Consider the following 15364-nt stretch of genomic DNA (forward strand, 5'->3'; position numbering starts at 1 on the left):
TCAGCCCTTCCCGATCGCCGCGGCCACCTGCGCGGCGATTTCGGCGGGCGGTCCGGCCGAGCCGGGGCGCCAACTGTCCATCAGGGCGTAGGCGATGATCCGTTCCTCCGCGCCGAACCGCGGGTTGCAGCTGGTCATGGTGAGGAACCTTTCCGTGGGGGCCACGCCCTGCAGGGTGGGCACCGGGGCCAGGACATCGGTACGCGAGGGCATCACGATCTGGTTGTTCCGGAAAACGTACGTGTAGTAGCCGTCCTTGGTCTGGACGTAGATCTTGTCGCCCGGCACCAGTGTGTGGATGTTGTCCAGCACAGCACCGTGGGTCTGCCGGTGGCCGGCCACGGCGAAGTTCCCTATGGCCCCTGGCATGGCGGTCGAGTCGTAGTGGCCCAGGCCAAGGGTGTCCAGGACATCCTGGCTGGTTCCCTGAACAATCGGCCGGGTGTAATTCGGGCCAAACCTCGGGATGTACATGATGCCGATGGTTCCGGCGTGGCCTGGGGCAGCACCCACCACGGGTTCACCGAAATCCCCGCCTTCCGCGGGCGGGGCTGTGGGAGCCGGAGCGGGCGCAGCTCCGAGGTCCTGGGCGAATTCCTTGATAACTTCACTCTGTTTGGCGTCGGATTCAACGTTGGTCCACCAAAGTTGCCATGCCACGAACAGCAGGAGGACCAGGCCGGCGGTGATGAGCAGCTCGCCGGCCACCTGTACAGCACCGCGAAGGATTACGACGCCGGCAGTGGGCGGGGCGGCGGGCCTCGCCTTCTCCTGCAATACCACGCGCTCTCCTCGGGGGCGGTTCCGCTGGGCACCGGCGGCCCGGGAACTCCGGCTAGAATTGGCTGCTAGTAAGAATTGACCAAGATCGAGCAGACCGCTGGCAATTTCCTTCTTGCAGGATATCAAGCCCGGGACGCCGCGCTTGACAGCCGCCAAGGAGAGCCAGTGCCCGAGTCAAAGCCCCGTAAGAAGACCGCCAGCACCGCAGAAAAGACCGCGCCGGACGCCTACAAGCCGAATCCGGTCTGGTTTAAGCCGGTCATGTTCGGGCTGATGATCATCGGCCTGTTCTGGATCATCACGTTCTACATCAGCGAGGGCCGCTTTCCCGTCCAGCCGTGGGGCTCCTGGAACATTGTGGCCGGCTTTGGCATCGCCATCGTGGGCTTCATGATGACGACACGCTGGCGCTCCTGAACCATGCCCGCCACGTATCGCCGCAATTATTCCTGACAAGGGCCGGCCATGTCACCAAGTGCTGACCTCATAGTGGGCGACGACGGCCTGGCACGGCCCGCCTGGGCCTCTACGGATCCGCTGATGCGGACCTACTACGACCAGGAATGGGGCCTGCCCGTCCGGGATGAACATGGGCTGTATGAGCGGATCTGCCTTGAAGGCTTCCAGGCAGGCCTGTCCTGGGCCACGATCCTCCGGAAGCGGCCGGCGTTCCGCGCCGCTTTCGCTGACTTCAACCCCGATGCCGTGGCGTTGTACACGGACCGCGACGTGGACCGCCTCCTGCAGGACTCCGGCATTGTCCGGAACCGGCTGAAGATTGTTGCCACCATCAGGAATGCCCGCGCCACCATCGCGCTGCGGGAAGAGGGCGGCCTGGTGGATTTCGTCTGGGGATTCCAGCCTCCCACCACCCCTCAGCCCCTGGTGCACGGGGACATCCCCACGCAGTCCGTGGAATCGGTGGCACTGTCCAAAGCCCTTCGCCGGAAGGGGTTTGCCTTCGTAGGCCCCACCACCATGTTTGCCCTCATGGAGGCAATCGGCATGGTGGACACACACCTTATGGACAGCCACCGCCGGGGTTCCTCGGGCGTGTGGCCGTAGCCTTCCTGAGACTGATCCAAAACCCCTGTTGCCTGAGACCGGCAGCGGGGGTTTTTCGTGTGCGGCGCCCCGGCCTGTGGGGAAAGTTATCCACAGTGTTGATAACCGATGATCCGCCCTAGCCCGTCCCCGCTACCCCCGCGGACGCCGGGCTTTCGCGGAAACCCGCGGCTTGGATGCAGTTATTAACACTGTGGAATACCCTGTGGATAAACGGCCTTTCCCTGAGTTACCCGCCGGTACCCACAGGACCGCGGGGTGCTATCCCCAACTTTGTGCACCGGCACCGGAAACATTGGCCGCCTCTGCGGGTGTTCAGCAGGACCGGAGGCTTTTCCACTTACCAACACTCCGATACCCACAACTTATCCACAACTGTGGATTGCGTAGCCGCGGAATCCCCCCAATCGCCCCAAACCGCCCTGATTCTGGGGTTTTCCCCCGTGGACTTACAGGTCTGTGACTTATTAACAGTGTGCATAAGGCTGTTGAAGGACCGCGTCCAGGCATTTCCAGGTGGCCCCCTGCGGCCTAATCCACCGAAGTTATCCACAGCAATGTCCATAATCGGCGGTTTTGTCCACTTAAGCACAACCGTATCCCCAGCAGTTATCCACAGATGTGGAGAAAATCCGCCTCTGTACTGCCCCCGCCTTGTGAGCTGGCGGTTACACAGCATCACCGGCCTGAACTACATGCTTGTAAGTTACCAACAATGTGGATAACGGCTGTGGATAAAGAAAACCCCCAGCCTCCGCAAGGAAGCTGGGGGTTTGGACGTCACGCCTGGGCGGACTACATCAGGTGGAGACGCGCACCCATACTGCTGCTGCGAGGAGCGCCAGAACCGCGAGCAGTCCCACGGCCTGGAGAAGCCCCCGCCGTGGCCCCCGCGGCGTGTACGCGATCACGGCGGCACACAAGGCGCCGGTGACCAGCCCACCGAGATGGGCCTGCCAGGCGATCTGCGGGACCAGGAAACCGATGGCGCCGTTGATGGCGATCAGGATCCACAGCTGGCGCGTATCCCCGCCGCGCTGGCGCTGCACCAGCAGCATGGCACCGAACAAGCCGAAGATGGCACCGGAGGCACCCACCACTCCGTAGAGGGGCTGGCCGGGAACGTAGAGGGGAGTGAGGAGCAGATACCCCACTGAACCGCCCAGGGCGGACAGCAGGTACACCGCAAGGAAACGGACACGGCCCAGGAGTGGCTCCAGTGCCTGCCCAAAGATCCAGAGCATGTACATGTTCAAGGCAATGTGCAGGATGAATCCCTGGGAATGCAGGAATGCTGCCGTGAGCATCCGCCACGGCTCAAACTCGCCATACCGGGGTTCGGCATAGATGTTGGCGAACCCCAGGCTCTGGTAGACAGCGTCGTTGGGGACGAGCCACTGCAGGACGTACAGCACCGCACAGGCGGCGATGATACCGAACGTCACCATGGGCTTGCCCGTGGCAACGGCGCCGCCATAGACGGACCGGACTTCCGGCGTCGTACGCCTTGTTTCGTTGACGCAGTCAACGCATTGGAATCCGACGGCGGCCGCCCGCTGGCAGTCGGGGCATGCCGGACGCCCGCACCGCTGGCAGCGCACGTAGGAGGGCCTGTCAGGGTGCCGGGGGCATACCGGGACCTGGGCGGAGGGCTCGGCCGACGGAATTCCGTAACTCATGGTGCGGGATTACAGCTGTTCGATATCAATGCTGTTGATGGTGACATCCTCCACCGGGCGGTCGCCCATGCCGGTGCGGACGCCCTCGATGGCGTCAACGACCTTCTTGGACTCGTCGTCGGCCACTTCACCGAAGATGCTGTGCTTGCCCTGCAGCCAGTCGGTGGGGATGGTTGTGATGAAGAACTGGGACCCGTTGGTGCCCTTGCCCATCTGGATGCCGGCGTTCGCCATGGCCAGCTTGTAGGGCTGGTTGAAGCTCAGTTCGGGGTGGATCTCGTCATCAAAACGGTAGCCGGGGCCGCCGGTGCCGCGGCCCAGCGGGTCGCCGGCCTGGATCATGAAGTCCTTGATGATGCGGTGGAAGATGGTTCCGTCGTAGAGCGGGGTGCCGGTTTTGGCCTCCCCGGTTTCCGGGTGGGTCCAGTCCTGCTCGCCGGTGGCGAGTCCAACGAAGTTCTTGACGGTCTTGGGCGCGTGGTTGCCGAAGAGGTTTACCACGATGTCGCCGAGGCTGGTGTGGATGGTTGCTTTTGCGGTTGCGATGGCAGTCATACGGCCCATTCTTCCATGGCGGACTATGACCTTGGCGGCCCCTGTACCAGTTCCGCGCTGGGTGAAATCGCCCTAAAATCCGCAGAGTGAATAGCTCGTGAAGTCTCAGGCACGTAGGCTAACCACAGAACCGTCACATTAATCGGGAGGTAGTTGTGAAGAAGTCTGATCGTATTGCCCGTGACCTTGAGCAGTCGGTCACCCATGCCGTGGAAAATGCCAAGGACTGGGCAACCCCCCGCGTGGAAGCCGCTGTTGACTGGGCGGTTCCCCGCCTGCAGCACGGCCTGGACACAGCATCACCCAAAATCCAGGAGGGGCTGAAGTCCGCCGCCCACAACCTTGCCGACGGCGTGGCCACCGTGACCCCTCGCCTCCAGGACGGCCTGGCGCAGCTGGCGCCCAGGATCAATGACGTGGTCGAGAATGCATCACCCAAGCTCCACGAGGCGCTGGACAAGGCCACCCCAGTGGTCCTCAATGCCCGCGACCGCGTGGTGGTTGAATACCTGCCCAGGCTCTCGGACCAGATCGGCGTGGCTTCGGGTGCCGTGCACCGCACCCTCGAAGGCGCTCCGGCCCGCGTTGACGCCGTCGCCCAGCGGCTTGGTGACGCCGGAATCGTGCACACCCTCCAGGAGCAGGCGCAGGCCACCGGCACCCAGCTGAAGGCCGCGGCTGCCGAGGCCGGCCGCAGCGTAGGCATCCAGCTGGCCCAGCCGGAGCCGAAGAAGAAGCGCGGCTGGCTGGTGTTCGGCGTTATCGCCGCCGCAGTTGCTGCTGGAGTTGCCGCTTGGAAGGCTTCAAAGCCCGTAGAGGATCCGTGGAAGACGCCCTCCCCCGTGGCCCCAACGCCCGCCCCGGTTCCGGCCACCACGGTCAACGAGGTCAAGGAAACCACCGCCGACGCCGCCGAAAAGGCATCGGATGCGGCAGGTTCCTTCGCTGCCGCCGGCGCGGACAAGGTATCCGAGTCCGCTGATGCGGCCAAGGAAACGGCAGAGGACGCAGCCGACAAGGCCAAGCACGTTGCCGAAGATGCAGGCGACGCCGCTCCCAAGGTGGCCACCGATGCAAAGACGGCCACCCGCAACATCGCCAACAGCATCCACAACGGGGATAAGGGCACCACACAGGCCTAATCCCGGCCCAGCAGGTCCACGGCAGGGGCCCCGTTCTTCGGAACGGGGCCCCTGCCGCTGTTTCCGGAGGTCCCCAAGCTGTTTGGGGGTGCCGGCCGCTCCCGGTTGGGGAGGGCAGCAATGCTAGATTTGGACTGATGTCAGCCGATCAATCCTCTGGGGATCCCTTGAACGACGCAGCCGAGTTGCCCCGCGTGTCCGTTGTGATCCCGGCCTACAACGAGGAGAGCGTCATCCGGCAGTGCCTCATCGCTGCCATCTACCAGTCCGTACCCGCCCACGAGATCATCGTGGTGGATAACCTCTCCACGGACCGGACCGCCGCCATTGTCCGGCAGATGCAGCTGGAATATCCGGAAAGTCCCATCCTGCTGCTGACCCAGGACAGGGAGCAGGGCCTCATCCCCACCCGGAACTTCGGCCTTGACCATGCCACGGGGGACGTCCTGGGCCGGATTGACGCGGACTCGGTGGTGGAGCCTGATTGGGTGGAGCAGGTCCAGAGGGCATTCCAGGACCACTCAGTGCAGGCGGCCACCGGTCCTGTGGTCTATTACGACATGCCCATGCGGCGCTTCGGGCTGAAGGCCGACGACAAGATGCGCCAGCTCATGCTGAAACTGGCGAAGCACCAGTACCACTTCCTGTTCGGTTCCAACATGGCGCTGCGGTCCACCGCGTGGAACACCATCCGTGCCGAAACGTGCCGGGATGAGAAGGACGAGATGCATGAGGACATCGACTTGTCACTGCATCTCGCCGAACACGACCTGAAGGTCCAGTACTGCCCGCAGATGGTGTCCGGGATGTCCGCGCGCCGCCTGGAGGACTCGCCGCGCGACTACCGCTACTACGTCACCCGGTTCGACCGCACGTACAAGGCCCACAACGTCAAGAAGATGGCTCTGAAGGCACCCATGGTGGTGTTCTTTTCGGTCTACTTTCCCGCCAAGCTGTTGCGGGCCATCCACACGGTCAACACGGCCCAGCCGGTCCGGCGCGGCGGCCAGTAGCTCCTGCCTTCACAGGCCATTAGTCCGTACCCAGCTCGGCGATCCGGTCCGACGGCGGTTCGGCGACGGGTGCCTTGCTGCGGAGCCGTGCCCTTCCGGACCTTTGTCCGGCCACCACGACGGCGAGCCCCACCATGATCAGGCCTAGCCCGGCATAGGTACCCGCCGGGAGGGTCTCACTAAGGAACACGGACGCCAGGAGGGCCGCGCCCGGAATCTCCAGGAGGATGATCATCGAGACCAGCAGCGGGCTCATGGTCGCCAGGAGGTGGTTGAAGGCGGTATGCCCCACCAGTTGGGCGCACACAGTGATGGCGAGGATCCCCAGCCAGCCTCCGGCGTCGAGCCCGGAGAGCGGCTGCCCGGTGGCCAGGGCGAGCACCGCCACCAGGGCGGCACACATGCCGTAGCAGAGCGCTGTGTAGGTGCCGGTGGTCATGGACTGCCGGGCCTTGCCGCCGGCCAGCGTGTACAGACCGGCCAGCGCTCCGCCGGCCAGCGCCAGCATGTCACCGAGCAGCGCCTCAGGCGAGGACCCCATGTCGAATCCAGTGATGGCGACGACCCCACCGAACGCAATCCCCAACCCTGCAAGCACCTGCCAGCGGTGCCGCGTGCCGCGCAGCAGCTGGAAGATGGCAATCCAGGCCGACTGGAGGCATACGAGCGCCGTAGCAGCGGCCACGGACGTGAGCTGGAGGGAGGTGATGAAGCAGGCGAAGTGCAGGGCGAGGGCGACGGCGGCTAGAAGGGACCAGCGGAACTCGCGTCCGGTGATGCTGCCGAACCTGCGCGGCTCGCGGACCAGGGTGGGACCGGCCATCACCACCGCTGCGATGGCGTTCCGCCAGAAGGCGATGGCCAGGGCACTGACGCTGGTAGCTCCGAGGGTGGCCGCGATCAGCGGCCCGGACGACGCAACGCCCAGGACACCCATGGCTGCAATGAACAGGGTCACCGCACTACCCCCTCACGCTATGGCCACCAACCGGGACAAGGCTCACAAAGCAAAAGTCCCGGTCCGCATTTCCGCGGACCGGGACTTTCTTATGGTGGAGGCACGGGGACTCGAACCCCGAACCCCCTGCTTGCAAAGCAGGTGCGCTACCAATTGCGCCATGCCCCCATAAGAAGCAACCCGTCAATCATACCCTAGAACCTTGGAGCCTTTGACCAGCTCCCGGACCGGGCGTCCGGCCTAGTTCACCGTATCGGTGGACTTGCTCCAGACATCTTTCCGGGCTTCGGATTCCTGTGCTTTCCGGTAGAGCAGGACGCCTGCGATCGCCGCTGCCAGTACAAGCAACTTCTTCACATGCTCCCCGTTCCGGCCTGCTGCAGTATTCCGCAGACAAACCTCAACTTGAACCTGCACAGGTTCCGTGGGCGTACCAGGACTTGAACCTGGGACCTCTTCGTTATCAGCGAAGCGCTCTAACCGCCTGAGCTATACGCCCCGATGCCTCATCGGGCCGAGACATGACTTTACAGCACATCCCGGCCCGATCTCAAATCGGGCGCTTCCACCGGCTTCAGGGCCGGTGGAAGCGGTGTCCTAATCGTCGGTGAGGGTCACGCCGATGCCGCCCACCAGGGTGGCAGAGATGTTGTAGAGAACAGCTGAGAGCATGGACAGCGCGGTCAGCAGGACCACGTTCACCACGGCGATAATTGTGGCGAAGGAGGCCACCTGGCCCAGCGATGCGACCTTCTTCAGTTCGAACCCGCCGCCCTCGGAACCGGCCAGCGTGCCCAGCAGGCTGTCCACCTGATCGAAGATGCCTGTGAGGTCCAGGACGGTCCACAGGACGATGGCCGCCACGACGGTGACGATGCCCAGGGCTACGGAGAGCAGGAACGCCATCTTCAGGACGGACCAGGGATCCACCTTGCTGATGAGGAGGCGGGCACGGCGGGCCTTGGCCTTCGGCGCCGGCTTCACGAGACCCGGGCCGCCCTGGCCCGGGGCGCCCTGCGGGCGGGGTCCGGCAGGGGCGGGGCGTTGTCCCTGCGCCGGACGCTGGCCGGGCTGGCCCTGCTGGCTTCCCTGGCCGGGCTGGGACGGACGCTGTCCGGGAACCGAAGGGCGCTGTCCGGGCGCACCGGCGGGCGCGGAAGGCCGCTGCTGCGGACGGACAGGGGCATTCACCCGGGGCGCCGCCGAGGGGCGGTTTCCATCGGGAACGGTGCTGTTCGGCTTGGGAAATGAGTCGGAATTACTCACTCGGTTACCTCCGTGTTGTCGTCGTTCGGCTCAGCGTCGCCCGAGGCGTCCTCTGACTCAAAGGCCGGTGATTCTTCAGCCAACGTTACGTCATCCTCCGCTGATTCTTCGTCCTCGAGACCGCGTTCGCTGTTGCGGGCAACCTCGATGATGCGGTCGTTCTTGTCCGGCTTGGCAAAGATGACGCCCATGGTGTCGCGTCCCTTTGCAGGGACACCTGCGACCGAGGAACGGACTACCTTGCCGCCCTCCATGACCACCAGGACTTCATCCTCTTCCTGGACAATCAGGGCGCCCACAAGGTGTCCCCGCTCCTCCTGGTACTTACCCACCTTGATGCCCAGGCCACCGCGGCCCTGCAGGCGGTATTCCTCCACGGCGGTGCGCTTGGCGTAGCCGCCTTCGGTCACGATGAACACGAAGGACCCGTCAGTGACCACATCGGCGGCCAGCAGTTCATCATCCTCGCGGAACTTCATGCCGGTCACGCCGGATGTGGCACGCCCCATGGGGCGCAGTGCATCGTCGGTGGCGGTGAAGCGGATCGACTGCCCCATGCGGGACACCAGGAACAGGTCGTCGGTTTCGGAGACCAGCTGGGCGGAGACCAGTTCGTCTCCGTCACGCAGGTTGATGGCGATAACGCCGGCGGAACGGTTGGTGTCGTAGTCCTCCAGCCTGGTCTTCTTCACCAGCCCCCGCTTGGTGGCCAGCACCAGGTAAGGCGATTGCTGGTAGTCCTTCAGGTCCAGCACCTGGGCAATATGCTCATCGGGCTGGAACGCCAGCAGGTTGGCCACGTGCTGGCCCTTGGCATCGCGTCCGGCTTCCATCAGCTCATAGGCCTTGGCGCGGTAGACGCGGCCCAAATTGGTGAAGAACAGGAGCCAGTGGTGAGTGGTGGTGACGAAGAAGTGTTCCACCACATCGTCACCGCGCAGCTGGGCACCCTTGATGCCCTTGCCGCCACGCTGCTGGGAACGGTAGTTGTCGCTCCGCGTCCGCTTGACGTAGCCGCCGCGGGTGATGGTGACCACCATCTCCTCTTCGGGGATGAGGTCCTCCATGGACATGTCACCGTCAAAGCCCATGAGGATCTTGGTGCGGCGGTCATCGCCGTGCTTGTCCACGATTTCACCCAGCTCGGTGCTGATGATCCCGCGCTGGCGCTCTTCCGAAGCGAGGATCGCGTTGTATTCGGCAATCAGGGCTTCGAGCTCGGAGTGCCTGTCTTGGATCTTCTGGCGTTCGAGTGCTGCCAGGCGGCGCAGCTGCATGTCCAGGATGGCCCGTGCCTGCAGTTCATCGATGTCCAGCAGTTCCATCAGGCCGTCGCGGGCCGCTTCGGTGGTGTTGGATGCGCGGATCAGGGCGATGACCTCATCCAGCATGTCCAATGCCTTCAGCAGCGCCCGCAGGATGTGCGCTTCTTCTTCCGCCTTGCGCAGGCGGTAGCGGGTCCGGCGTGCAATGACGTCCATCTGGTGGGTGACCCAGTGCCGGATGAAGGCATCCAGGCTCAGGGTGCGCGGAACGCCGTCCACGATGGCCAGCATGTTGGCCGAGAAGTTGCTCTGCAGTTCCGTGTGCTTGTAGAGGTTGTTCAGCACAACCTTCGCCACGGCGTCGCGCTTGAGGACAATGACCAGGCGCTGGCCGGTGCGGCCCGACGTCTCATCGCGGAGGTCGGCAATGCCCTGGATCTTGCCGTCCTTGACCAGTTCGGCGATTTTGATGGCGAGGTTGTCCGGGTTCGCCTGGTACGGCAGTTCGGTGACTACCAGGCAGGTGCGGTTCTGCAGTTCCTCGACATTGACCACGGCGCGCATGGTGACCGAGCCGCGGCCGGTGCGGTACGCATCCTCGATGCCCTTGTGGCCGAGGATGGTGGCGCCGGTGGGGAAATCGGGGCCCTTCACGCGGCGAAGAAGTTCTTCCAGCAGTTCCTCGCGGGTGGCCGCCGGATTGGCCAGGTACCACTGCACGCCGTCCGCCACTTCGCGCAGGTTGTGCGGCGGAATGTTGGTGGCCATGCCGACGGCGATGCCCGAGGATCCGTTGACCAGCAGGTTGGGGAACCGGGCCGGCAGGATGGTGGGCTCCTGGTTCTTGCCGTCGTAGTTGTCCTGGAAGTCGACGGTTTCCTCGTCGATGTCCCGCACCATCTCCATGGCCAGGGGGGCCATCTTGGTTTCGGTGTAACGGGGTGCAGCCGCGCCGTCGTTGCCCGGCGAGCCGAAGTTGCCCTGGCCGAGGGCCAACGGGTACCGCATGGTCCAGTCCTGGATGAGGCGGACCAGGGCGTCGTAAATCGCAGTGTCACCGTGCGGGTGGTACTGGCCCATGACCTCGCCCACCACGCGGGCACACTTGTTGAAGGAACGGTCAGGCCGGTAGCCGCCGTCGAACATCGCATAGAGCACGCGGCGGTGCACAGGCTTGAGCCCGTCGCGGACGTCCGGGAGGGCCCGTCCCACAATGACGGCCATGGCGTAGTCCAGGTAGGAGCGCTGCATTTCCGTCTGCAGGTCCACCTGCTCCACGCGGTCGATCAGCACATCGCCTTCAAGAACGGTTTCCGGATTCCCGGCGTCGGGTGCCGGGTTCTCGGGTGTTTCGTCGCTCATTTTTTATTTTCCGTTTCAGGTATATGTCGGTTGTCGAATGTAGGAACTATGTCCTAGATATCGAGGAACCTGACGTCCTTGGCGTTCTGCTGAATGAAGTTGCGCCGTGATTCCACGTCTTCGCCCATCAGGACCGAGAAGATCTGGTCGGCTGCGAGGGCGTCGTCCATGGTGACCTGGAGCAGGGTGCGGTTGTCCGGGTCCATGGTGGTGTCCCACAGCTCCGTGTAGTCCATTTCACCAAGGCCCTTGTAGCGCTGGATGCCGTTGTCCTTGGGAATGCGGCGGCCTGCTGCCTGGCCGGACACCAGTTTGGCGTCGCGTTCGCGGTCACTGTAGACGTAGTCGTGCGGAGCATTGGACCACTTGATGCGGTACAGCGGGGGCTGCGCGAGGTAGACGTAGCCGTTCTCGATCAACGGCCTCATGTAACGGAACAGCAGCGTCATCAGCAGCGTGGTGATGTGCTGGCCGTCAACATCGGCATCGGCCATCAGCACGATCTTGTGGTACCGCAGCTTGGCGAGGTCGAAGTCTTCGCCAATGCCCGTGCCGAAGGCTGTGATCATGGACTGCACTTCGGCGTTGCCAAGGGCCTTGTCCAGGCGCGCGCGTTCAACGTTGAGGATTTTTCCGCGCAACGGAAGGATGGCCTGGGTTTCGGGGTTGCGGCCGCGCTTGGCGGAACCGCCTGCGGAGTCACCCTCCACGATGTAGACCTCGCACTTTGCCGGGTCCTTGGACGAGCAGTCGGAGAGCTTTCCGGGCATGCCGAAGGATTCCAGCGGGCTCTTCCGGCGGGCGTTGTCGCGGGCCTTCCGTGCTGCCATGCGTGCCTGGGCGGCCGAAATGGCCTTCCGGATGACATCGCGGGCCGGGCCCGGGTTGCGTTCCAGCCAGTCACCCAGGCCGTCCGTGACTACGCGCTGGACGAAGCCCTTGACCTCGGAGTTGCCGAGCTTGGTCTTGGTCTGGCCTTCGAACTGGGGCTCGGAGAGCTTCACGGAAATGACGGCGGTAAGTCCCTCACGGATGTCGTCTCCGGTGAGGTTGTCGTCCTTTTCCTTGATGATGCCCTTTTCCCGGGCGTAGCGGTTGACCAAGGAGGTCATGGCCGCGCGGAAGCCCTCTTCGTGGGTGCCGCCTTCGTGGGTGTTGATGGTATTCGCGTAGGTGTGGACACTCTCGGAGTAGGCATTCGTCCACTGCATCGCCATTTCCAGCGCGATTTTGCGGTCCTTGTCCTCGGTTTCGAAGGCGATGACGTCCTCGTGGACCACATCAACCTTCTTGCCGGAGTTCAGGTGCTTGACGTAGTCCAGCAGGCCTTCGTCGTACTGGTACACCACCGTGCGGTGCTCGGCGCTGATCTCGCCTTCGGTGACCATGCCGTCCAGGTCCGGATCGGCGTCGGCCTCGTCTTCGGTGGCCGCGCGCTCATCGGTAAGGGTGATGCGCAGGCCCTTGTTGAGGAAGGCCATCTGCTGGAAGCGTGCGCGGAGCGTTTCGAAGTCGAACTCGGTGGACTCGAAGATCTCTGCGTCGGGGTAGAAGGTCTGCGTGGTGCCGGTCTGTTCCGTTTCCTCGCCCTGGACCAGGCTGCCCTGAGGCTTGCCGCCGTTGGCAAAGGACATTCGCCAAACATGCCCCTGGCGCCGGACTTCCGTATTTACCCGGCTGGACAGGGCGTTCACCACAGAGATGCCAACGCCGTGGAGGCCGCCGGACACTGCATAACCGCCGCCGCCGAACTTGCCGCCGGCGTGCAGGATGGTCATGACCACTTCAACCGTGGGTTTGTGCTCAGTGGGGTGCATGTCCACGGGAATGCCGCGGCCGTCATCCACTACCTTGACGCCGCCGTCGGCCTGCAGGACTATCTCGATGTGGGTGCAGTAGCCGGCCAGCGCTTCATCGACCGAGTTGTCCACCACTTCGTACACCAGGTGGTGGAGGCCGCGCGGACCGGTGGAACCGATGTACATGCCGGGGCGTTTTCGCACCGCTTCGAGGCCTTCGAGGACAGTGATGTCACTGGCGCCGTACTCCCGTGGGGTGGCCGCTTCCGCCGTTGCGTCAGGACCGCCGGCGTCACCGGCTGCGGGGTCAACTGCCAGAATATCTGTATTGTCGTTAGCCACAGGCGCTGTCGACTCCTCGTTCTCGATGATGGCCGGCCGGTTCCTCCCTGGGTAAATACAGGAAGTCACCTGCCAACAGGCACAAACTTATGGCGCCAGTGACTTGTTGACGTTGTGGGGAGCCGCAGACCGCGGACCGGAGTGCGCGGAAAACGGACTCAGTCAACGTCTCACCCGCGCCCAGTTATCTGCAACAATTCTACCGCGAAGCGCCCCATATCCCCGCATTCCAGGGGCGTGGACGCGGTGCCGTGTGGCCGTGGCAGGCCGCTGGCCCCGCCTAGGGCGCCCTAACGGAACCGCCTCTTGGTGCCTATACAGGCCGCGGCCCTTGCAGGCGCCTACACGGCTGCAGGCCGATTATCAAGAGATTGTCGACGGACTATCCGTAGGTATCCCGCGGTCCGCGACCGTTGACACTCCTGCCGCCCTTGCGCCAACTGGGCGCCGAAGGGCCCAGAACCTGGATGCTGGTGACCACACCGTCTCCCAGTTCCACCCTGAATTTCTCCAGCAGGCTGGCGCTGAGTAGCCGCAGCTGGGTGGCCCAGGCAGTCGAATCGCACCGCACGTGCAGGGTGGTATCGGTAAAACTTTCCGGGGTGCAATGCGCTGAAATTTCCGGACCCACCAGGGTGGCCCATTCCGCCATGACGGAACCGACAGCCACGGGCGACGTCCAGCCCCGCTCGGCCACCAGCCGCCCCACCACCTTGCCGAGCCCCAACGGATCGCGGCCTGTGGCATGGAACTGGCTGAACCCGCGGGTGTCCCGGATGCTGCCCCTGGTCTTTTGTTGTCCGGGCCGTTGCGCCTTGCGGCGGATCTCGCCGCGGGCTGCGGCGGCTTCGCGCATCCGGTTGAGCGCGGCCTGCGGAGCATCGATCTGGTCAGGATCCCGTCCGGGCTGCAGCCCGCCGGCGTCACTCTCCCTGCTCATCAATGCCTCCCGGGACCACTTTCACCCGCCGTCCGGACAGTTCCTCCGGGATATCGGCGTCGACGGCGGCGGTCACCAGGACCTGTTCCGCGCCGGAAACTATAGCGGCCAGTTTACGCCGTCGCTGGACGTCAAGCTCGGCAAAAACATCGTCAAGGATCAGGATGGGAGCGGAGCCGCCGGTACGCGCATCGTCAAGCATCACGTAGTAGGACGCCAGCCGCAGGGAGAGGCACATGGACCAGGTTTCACCATGGGATGCATAGCCCTTGGCGGGTGCCTGCCCCAGTACCAGTTCAAGATCGTCCCGGTGCGGACCCACCAGCGAGATGCCTCGCTCAAGCTCCTTCTTCCGTGATTCGCCGAACGCGCGGATATAGCGCTGGGTCAGCTCCTCGATGCTGAGGCCGCGCAGGTCTTCGGCAGCGGCCGTGTCCCCCGGCCCCGGCCGGCCTGTGGCACCCAACGATGCGCCGTCGTCGTCCATCTGGTTCTGCAGCGTGGACCGGTAGATCGCATCAGCCGGCTTGGACGCGTCGGTCAGCTCTGCATAGGCGCGGGAAAGGTGGGGCCGGAGAAGTTCCACCAGTTCGAGCCGTGCGTGCAGAAGCTCGGCCCCGGCCTTCGCCATGTGCTGGTCCCACACATCGAGGGTGGCTTCGTGGGCGGCGGTCACCCGCCCGGCACGGGCCGATTTCAGCAGGGCGTTGCGCTGTTTCAGCACGCGGTCGTAGTCGCTGCGGGTTGCGGCATGGTGCGGGACCAGGCTGGCCAGCAGTTCGTCCAGGAACCTGCGGCGGTTGGACGGATCACCCTTGACCAAGGCCAGGTCTTCCGGCGCAAAGAGCACCGTCTGGCAGATGCCCAGCAGGTCCCGCGCCCGGACCGGATTGCTGCGGTTGATGCGGCCGCGGTTGGCCCTGCCGGCATTGATCTCCAGCTCCAGTACGGTGGTCTGGCCGTTGCGCACCAGCCTGGCCCGGACCAGTGCGCGTTCGGTGCCGAACCGCAGGAGCGGGCCGTCCGAACTGACGCGGTGGGAGCTGAGGGTGGCCAGGTAGCCGATAGCCTCCATCAGGTTGGTTTTGCCGATGCCGTTGTAGCCCACCAGCACCGTGACGCCGGGGCTGAGGGCAAGGTCCACCTGGGCGTAGCTGCGGAAATCGGTCAGGGAGAGGTGTTCCAGATACACGCG

At 64.2% G+C, this 15364-nt stretch carries 14 protein-coding genes and 2 tRNA genes; 4 read left to right on the forward strand and 12 right to left on the reverse strand.

Going from position 1 to position 15364, the window contains the following annotated elements:
• Nucleotides 1-783: a class E sortase gene (locus tag QE394_RS09420; RefSeq protein ID WP_056080217.1), complete on the reverse strand. Its 783-nt coding sequence runs from the start codon at nt 781-783 to the stop codon at nt 1-3.
• 165 nt (nt 784-948) lie between these two features.
• Here QE394_RS09420 and QE394_RS09425 point away from each other — a divergent pair, with 165 nt between their 5' ends.
• Together QE394_RS09425 and QE394_RS09430 are read left to right on the forward strand one after the other, a co-directional pair.
• A complete protein-coding gene (locus QE394_RS09425) occupies nt 949-1200 on the forward strand; it encodes a cell division protein CrgA (protein ID WP_056080220.1) in 252 nt (83 codons plus the stop codon).
• 48 nt (nt 1201-1248) lie between these two features.
• Complete coding sequence (locus QE394_RS09430) at nt 1249-1848, forward strand: DNA-3-methyladenine glycosylase I (protein WP_261620471.1); 600 nt, start codon at nt 1249-1251, stop codon at nt 1846-1848.
• A gap of 800 nt (nt 1849-2648) precedes the next feature.
• On the opposite strand, the gene QE394_RS09435 is transcribed toward QE394_RS09430, so the two are convergent.
• Both QE394_RS09435 and QE394_RS09440 read right to left on the reverse strand, forming a co-directional pair.
• Nucleotides 2649-3527, reverse strand: coding sequence for a rhomboid family intramembrane serine protease (locus tag QE394_RS09435; RefSeq protein WP_056080225.1), 879 nt, complete (start codon nt 3525-3527; stop codon nt 2649-2651).
• Nucleotides 3528-3536: 9 nt separating this feature from the next.
• A complete protein-coding gene (locus QE394_RS09440) occupies nt 3537-4082 on the reverse strand; it encodes a peptidylprolyl isomerase (RefSeq protein WP_261620472.1) in 546 nt (181 codons plus the stop codon).
• Nucleotides 4083-4237: 155 nt separating this feature from the next.
• On the opposite strand from QE394_RS09440, the gene QE394_RS09445 reads away from it, so the two are divergent.
• Together QE394_RS09445 and QE394_RS09450 are read left to right on the forward strand one after the other, a co-directional pair.
• Nucleotides 4238-5224, forward strand: coding sequence for a hypothetical protein (locus QE394_RS09445; RefSeq protein WP_349034377.1), 987 nt, complete (start codon nt 4238-4240; stop codon nt 5222-5224).
• A gap of 137 nt (nt 5225-5361) precedes the next feature.
• Nucleotides 5362-6237, forward strand: coding sequence for a glycosyltransferase family 2 protein (locus QE394_RS09450; protein ID WP_056080232.1), 876 nt, complete (start codon nt 5362-5364; stop codon nt 6235-6237).
• A gap of 19 nt (nt 6238-6256) precedes the next feature.
• Here the strand turns inward: QE394_RS09450 and QE394_RS09455 are convergent, their stop codons facing one another.
• The 9 genes from QE394_RS09455 to recF form a co-directional block, all read right to left on the reverse strand.
• Nucleotides 6257-7195, reverse strand: coding sequence for a DMT family transporter (locus tag QE394_RS09455; protein ID WP_349034378.1), 939 nt, complete (start codon nt 7193-7195; stop codon nt 6257-6259).
• A 92-nt stretch (nt 7196-7287) separates the two neighbouring features.
• Nucleotides 7288-7363: transfer RNA gene (locus QE394_RS09460), tRNA-Ala, on the reverse strand.
• A 72-nt stretch (nt 7364-7435) separates the two neighbouring features.
• A complete protein-coding gene (locus QE394_RS09465) occupies nt 7436-7552 on the reverse strand; it encodes a DLW-39 family protein (RefSeq protein ID WP_208858419.1) in 117 nt (38 codons plus the stop codon).
• Nucleotides 7553-7620: 68 nt separating this feature from the next.
• Nucleotides 7621-7694 (reverse strand) — tRNA-Ile (locus QE394_RS09470).
• 98 nt (nt 7695-7792) lie between these two features.
• On the reverse strand, nt 7793-8461 hold the full coding sequence (locus tag QE394_RS09475) for a DUF3566 domain-containing protein (protein ID WP_056080237.1): 669 nt from the start codon (nt 8459-8461) through the stop codon (nt 7793-7795).
• Entirely contained in the window at nt 8458-11088 is a 2631-nt protein-coding gene (gyrA, locus tag QE394_RS09480) for a DNA gyrase subunit A (protein ID WP_056080239.1), read from the reverse strand. Before gyrA ends, QE394_RS09475 begins: the two co-directional genes overlap by 4 nt.
• Nucleotides 11089-11141: 53 nt before the next feature.
• On the reverse strand, nt 11142-13229 hold the full coding sequence (gene gyrB, locus QE394_RS09485) for a DNA topoisomerase (ATP-hydrolyzing) subunit B (RefSeq protein ID WP_056080242.1): 2088 nt from the start codon (nt 13227-13229) through the stop codon (nt 11142-11144).
• A gap of 382 nt (nt 13230-13611) precedes the next feature.
• Nucleotides 13612-14169 (reverse strand): DciA family protein, encoded by a 558-nt coding sequence (locus QE394_RS09490; protein WP_056080245.1) that lies wholly within the window; start codon nt 14167-14169, stop codon nt 13612-13614.
• The gene (gene recF, locus QE394_RS09495; protein WP_314212640.1) at nt 14153-15361 is read right to left on the reverse strand and encodes a DNA replication/repair protein RecF; all 1209 of its coding nucleotides are present in this window, start codon (nt 15359-15361) and stop codon (nt 14153-14155) included. The genes QE394_RS09490 and recF overlap by 17 nt, the downstream gene beginning before the upstream one ends.
• Nucleotides 15362-15364: the final 3 nt, after the last annotated feature.

The sequence above is a fragment of the Pseudarthrobacter sp. SORGH_AS 212 genome (genome assembly GCF_030818145.1).
Classification (GTDB): Bacteria; Actinomycetota; Actinomycetes; order Actinomycetales; family Micrococcaceae; genus Arthrobacter.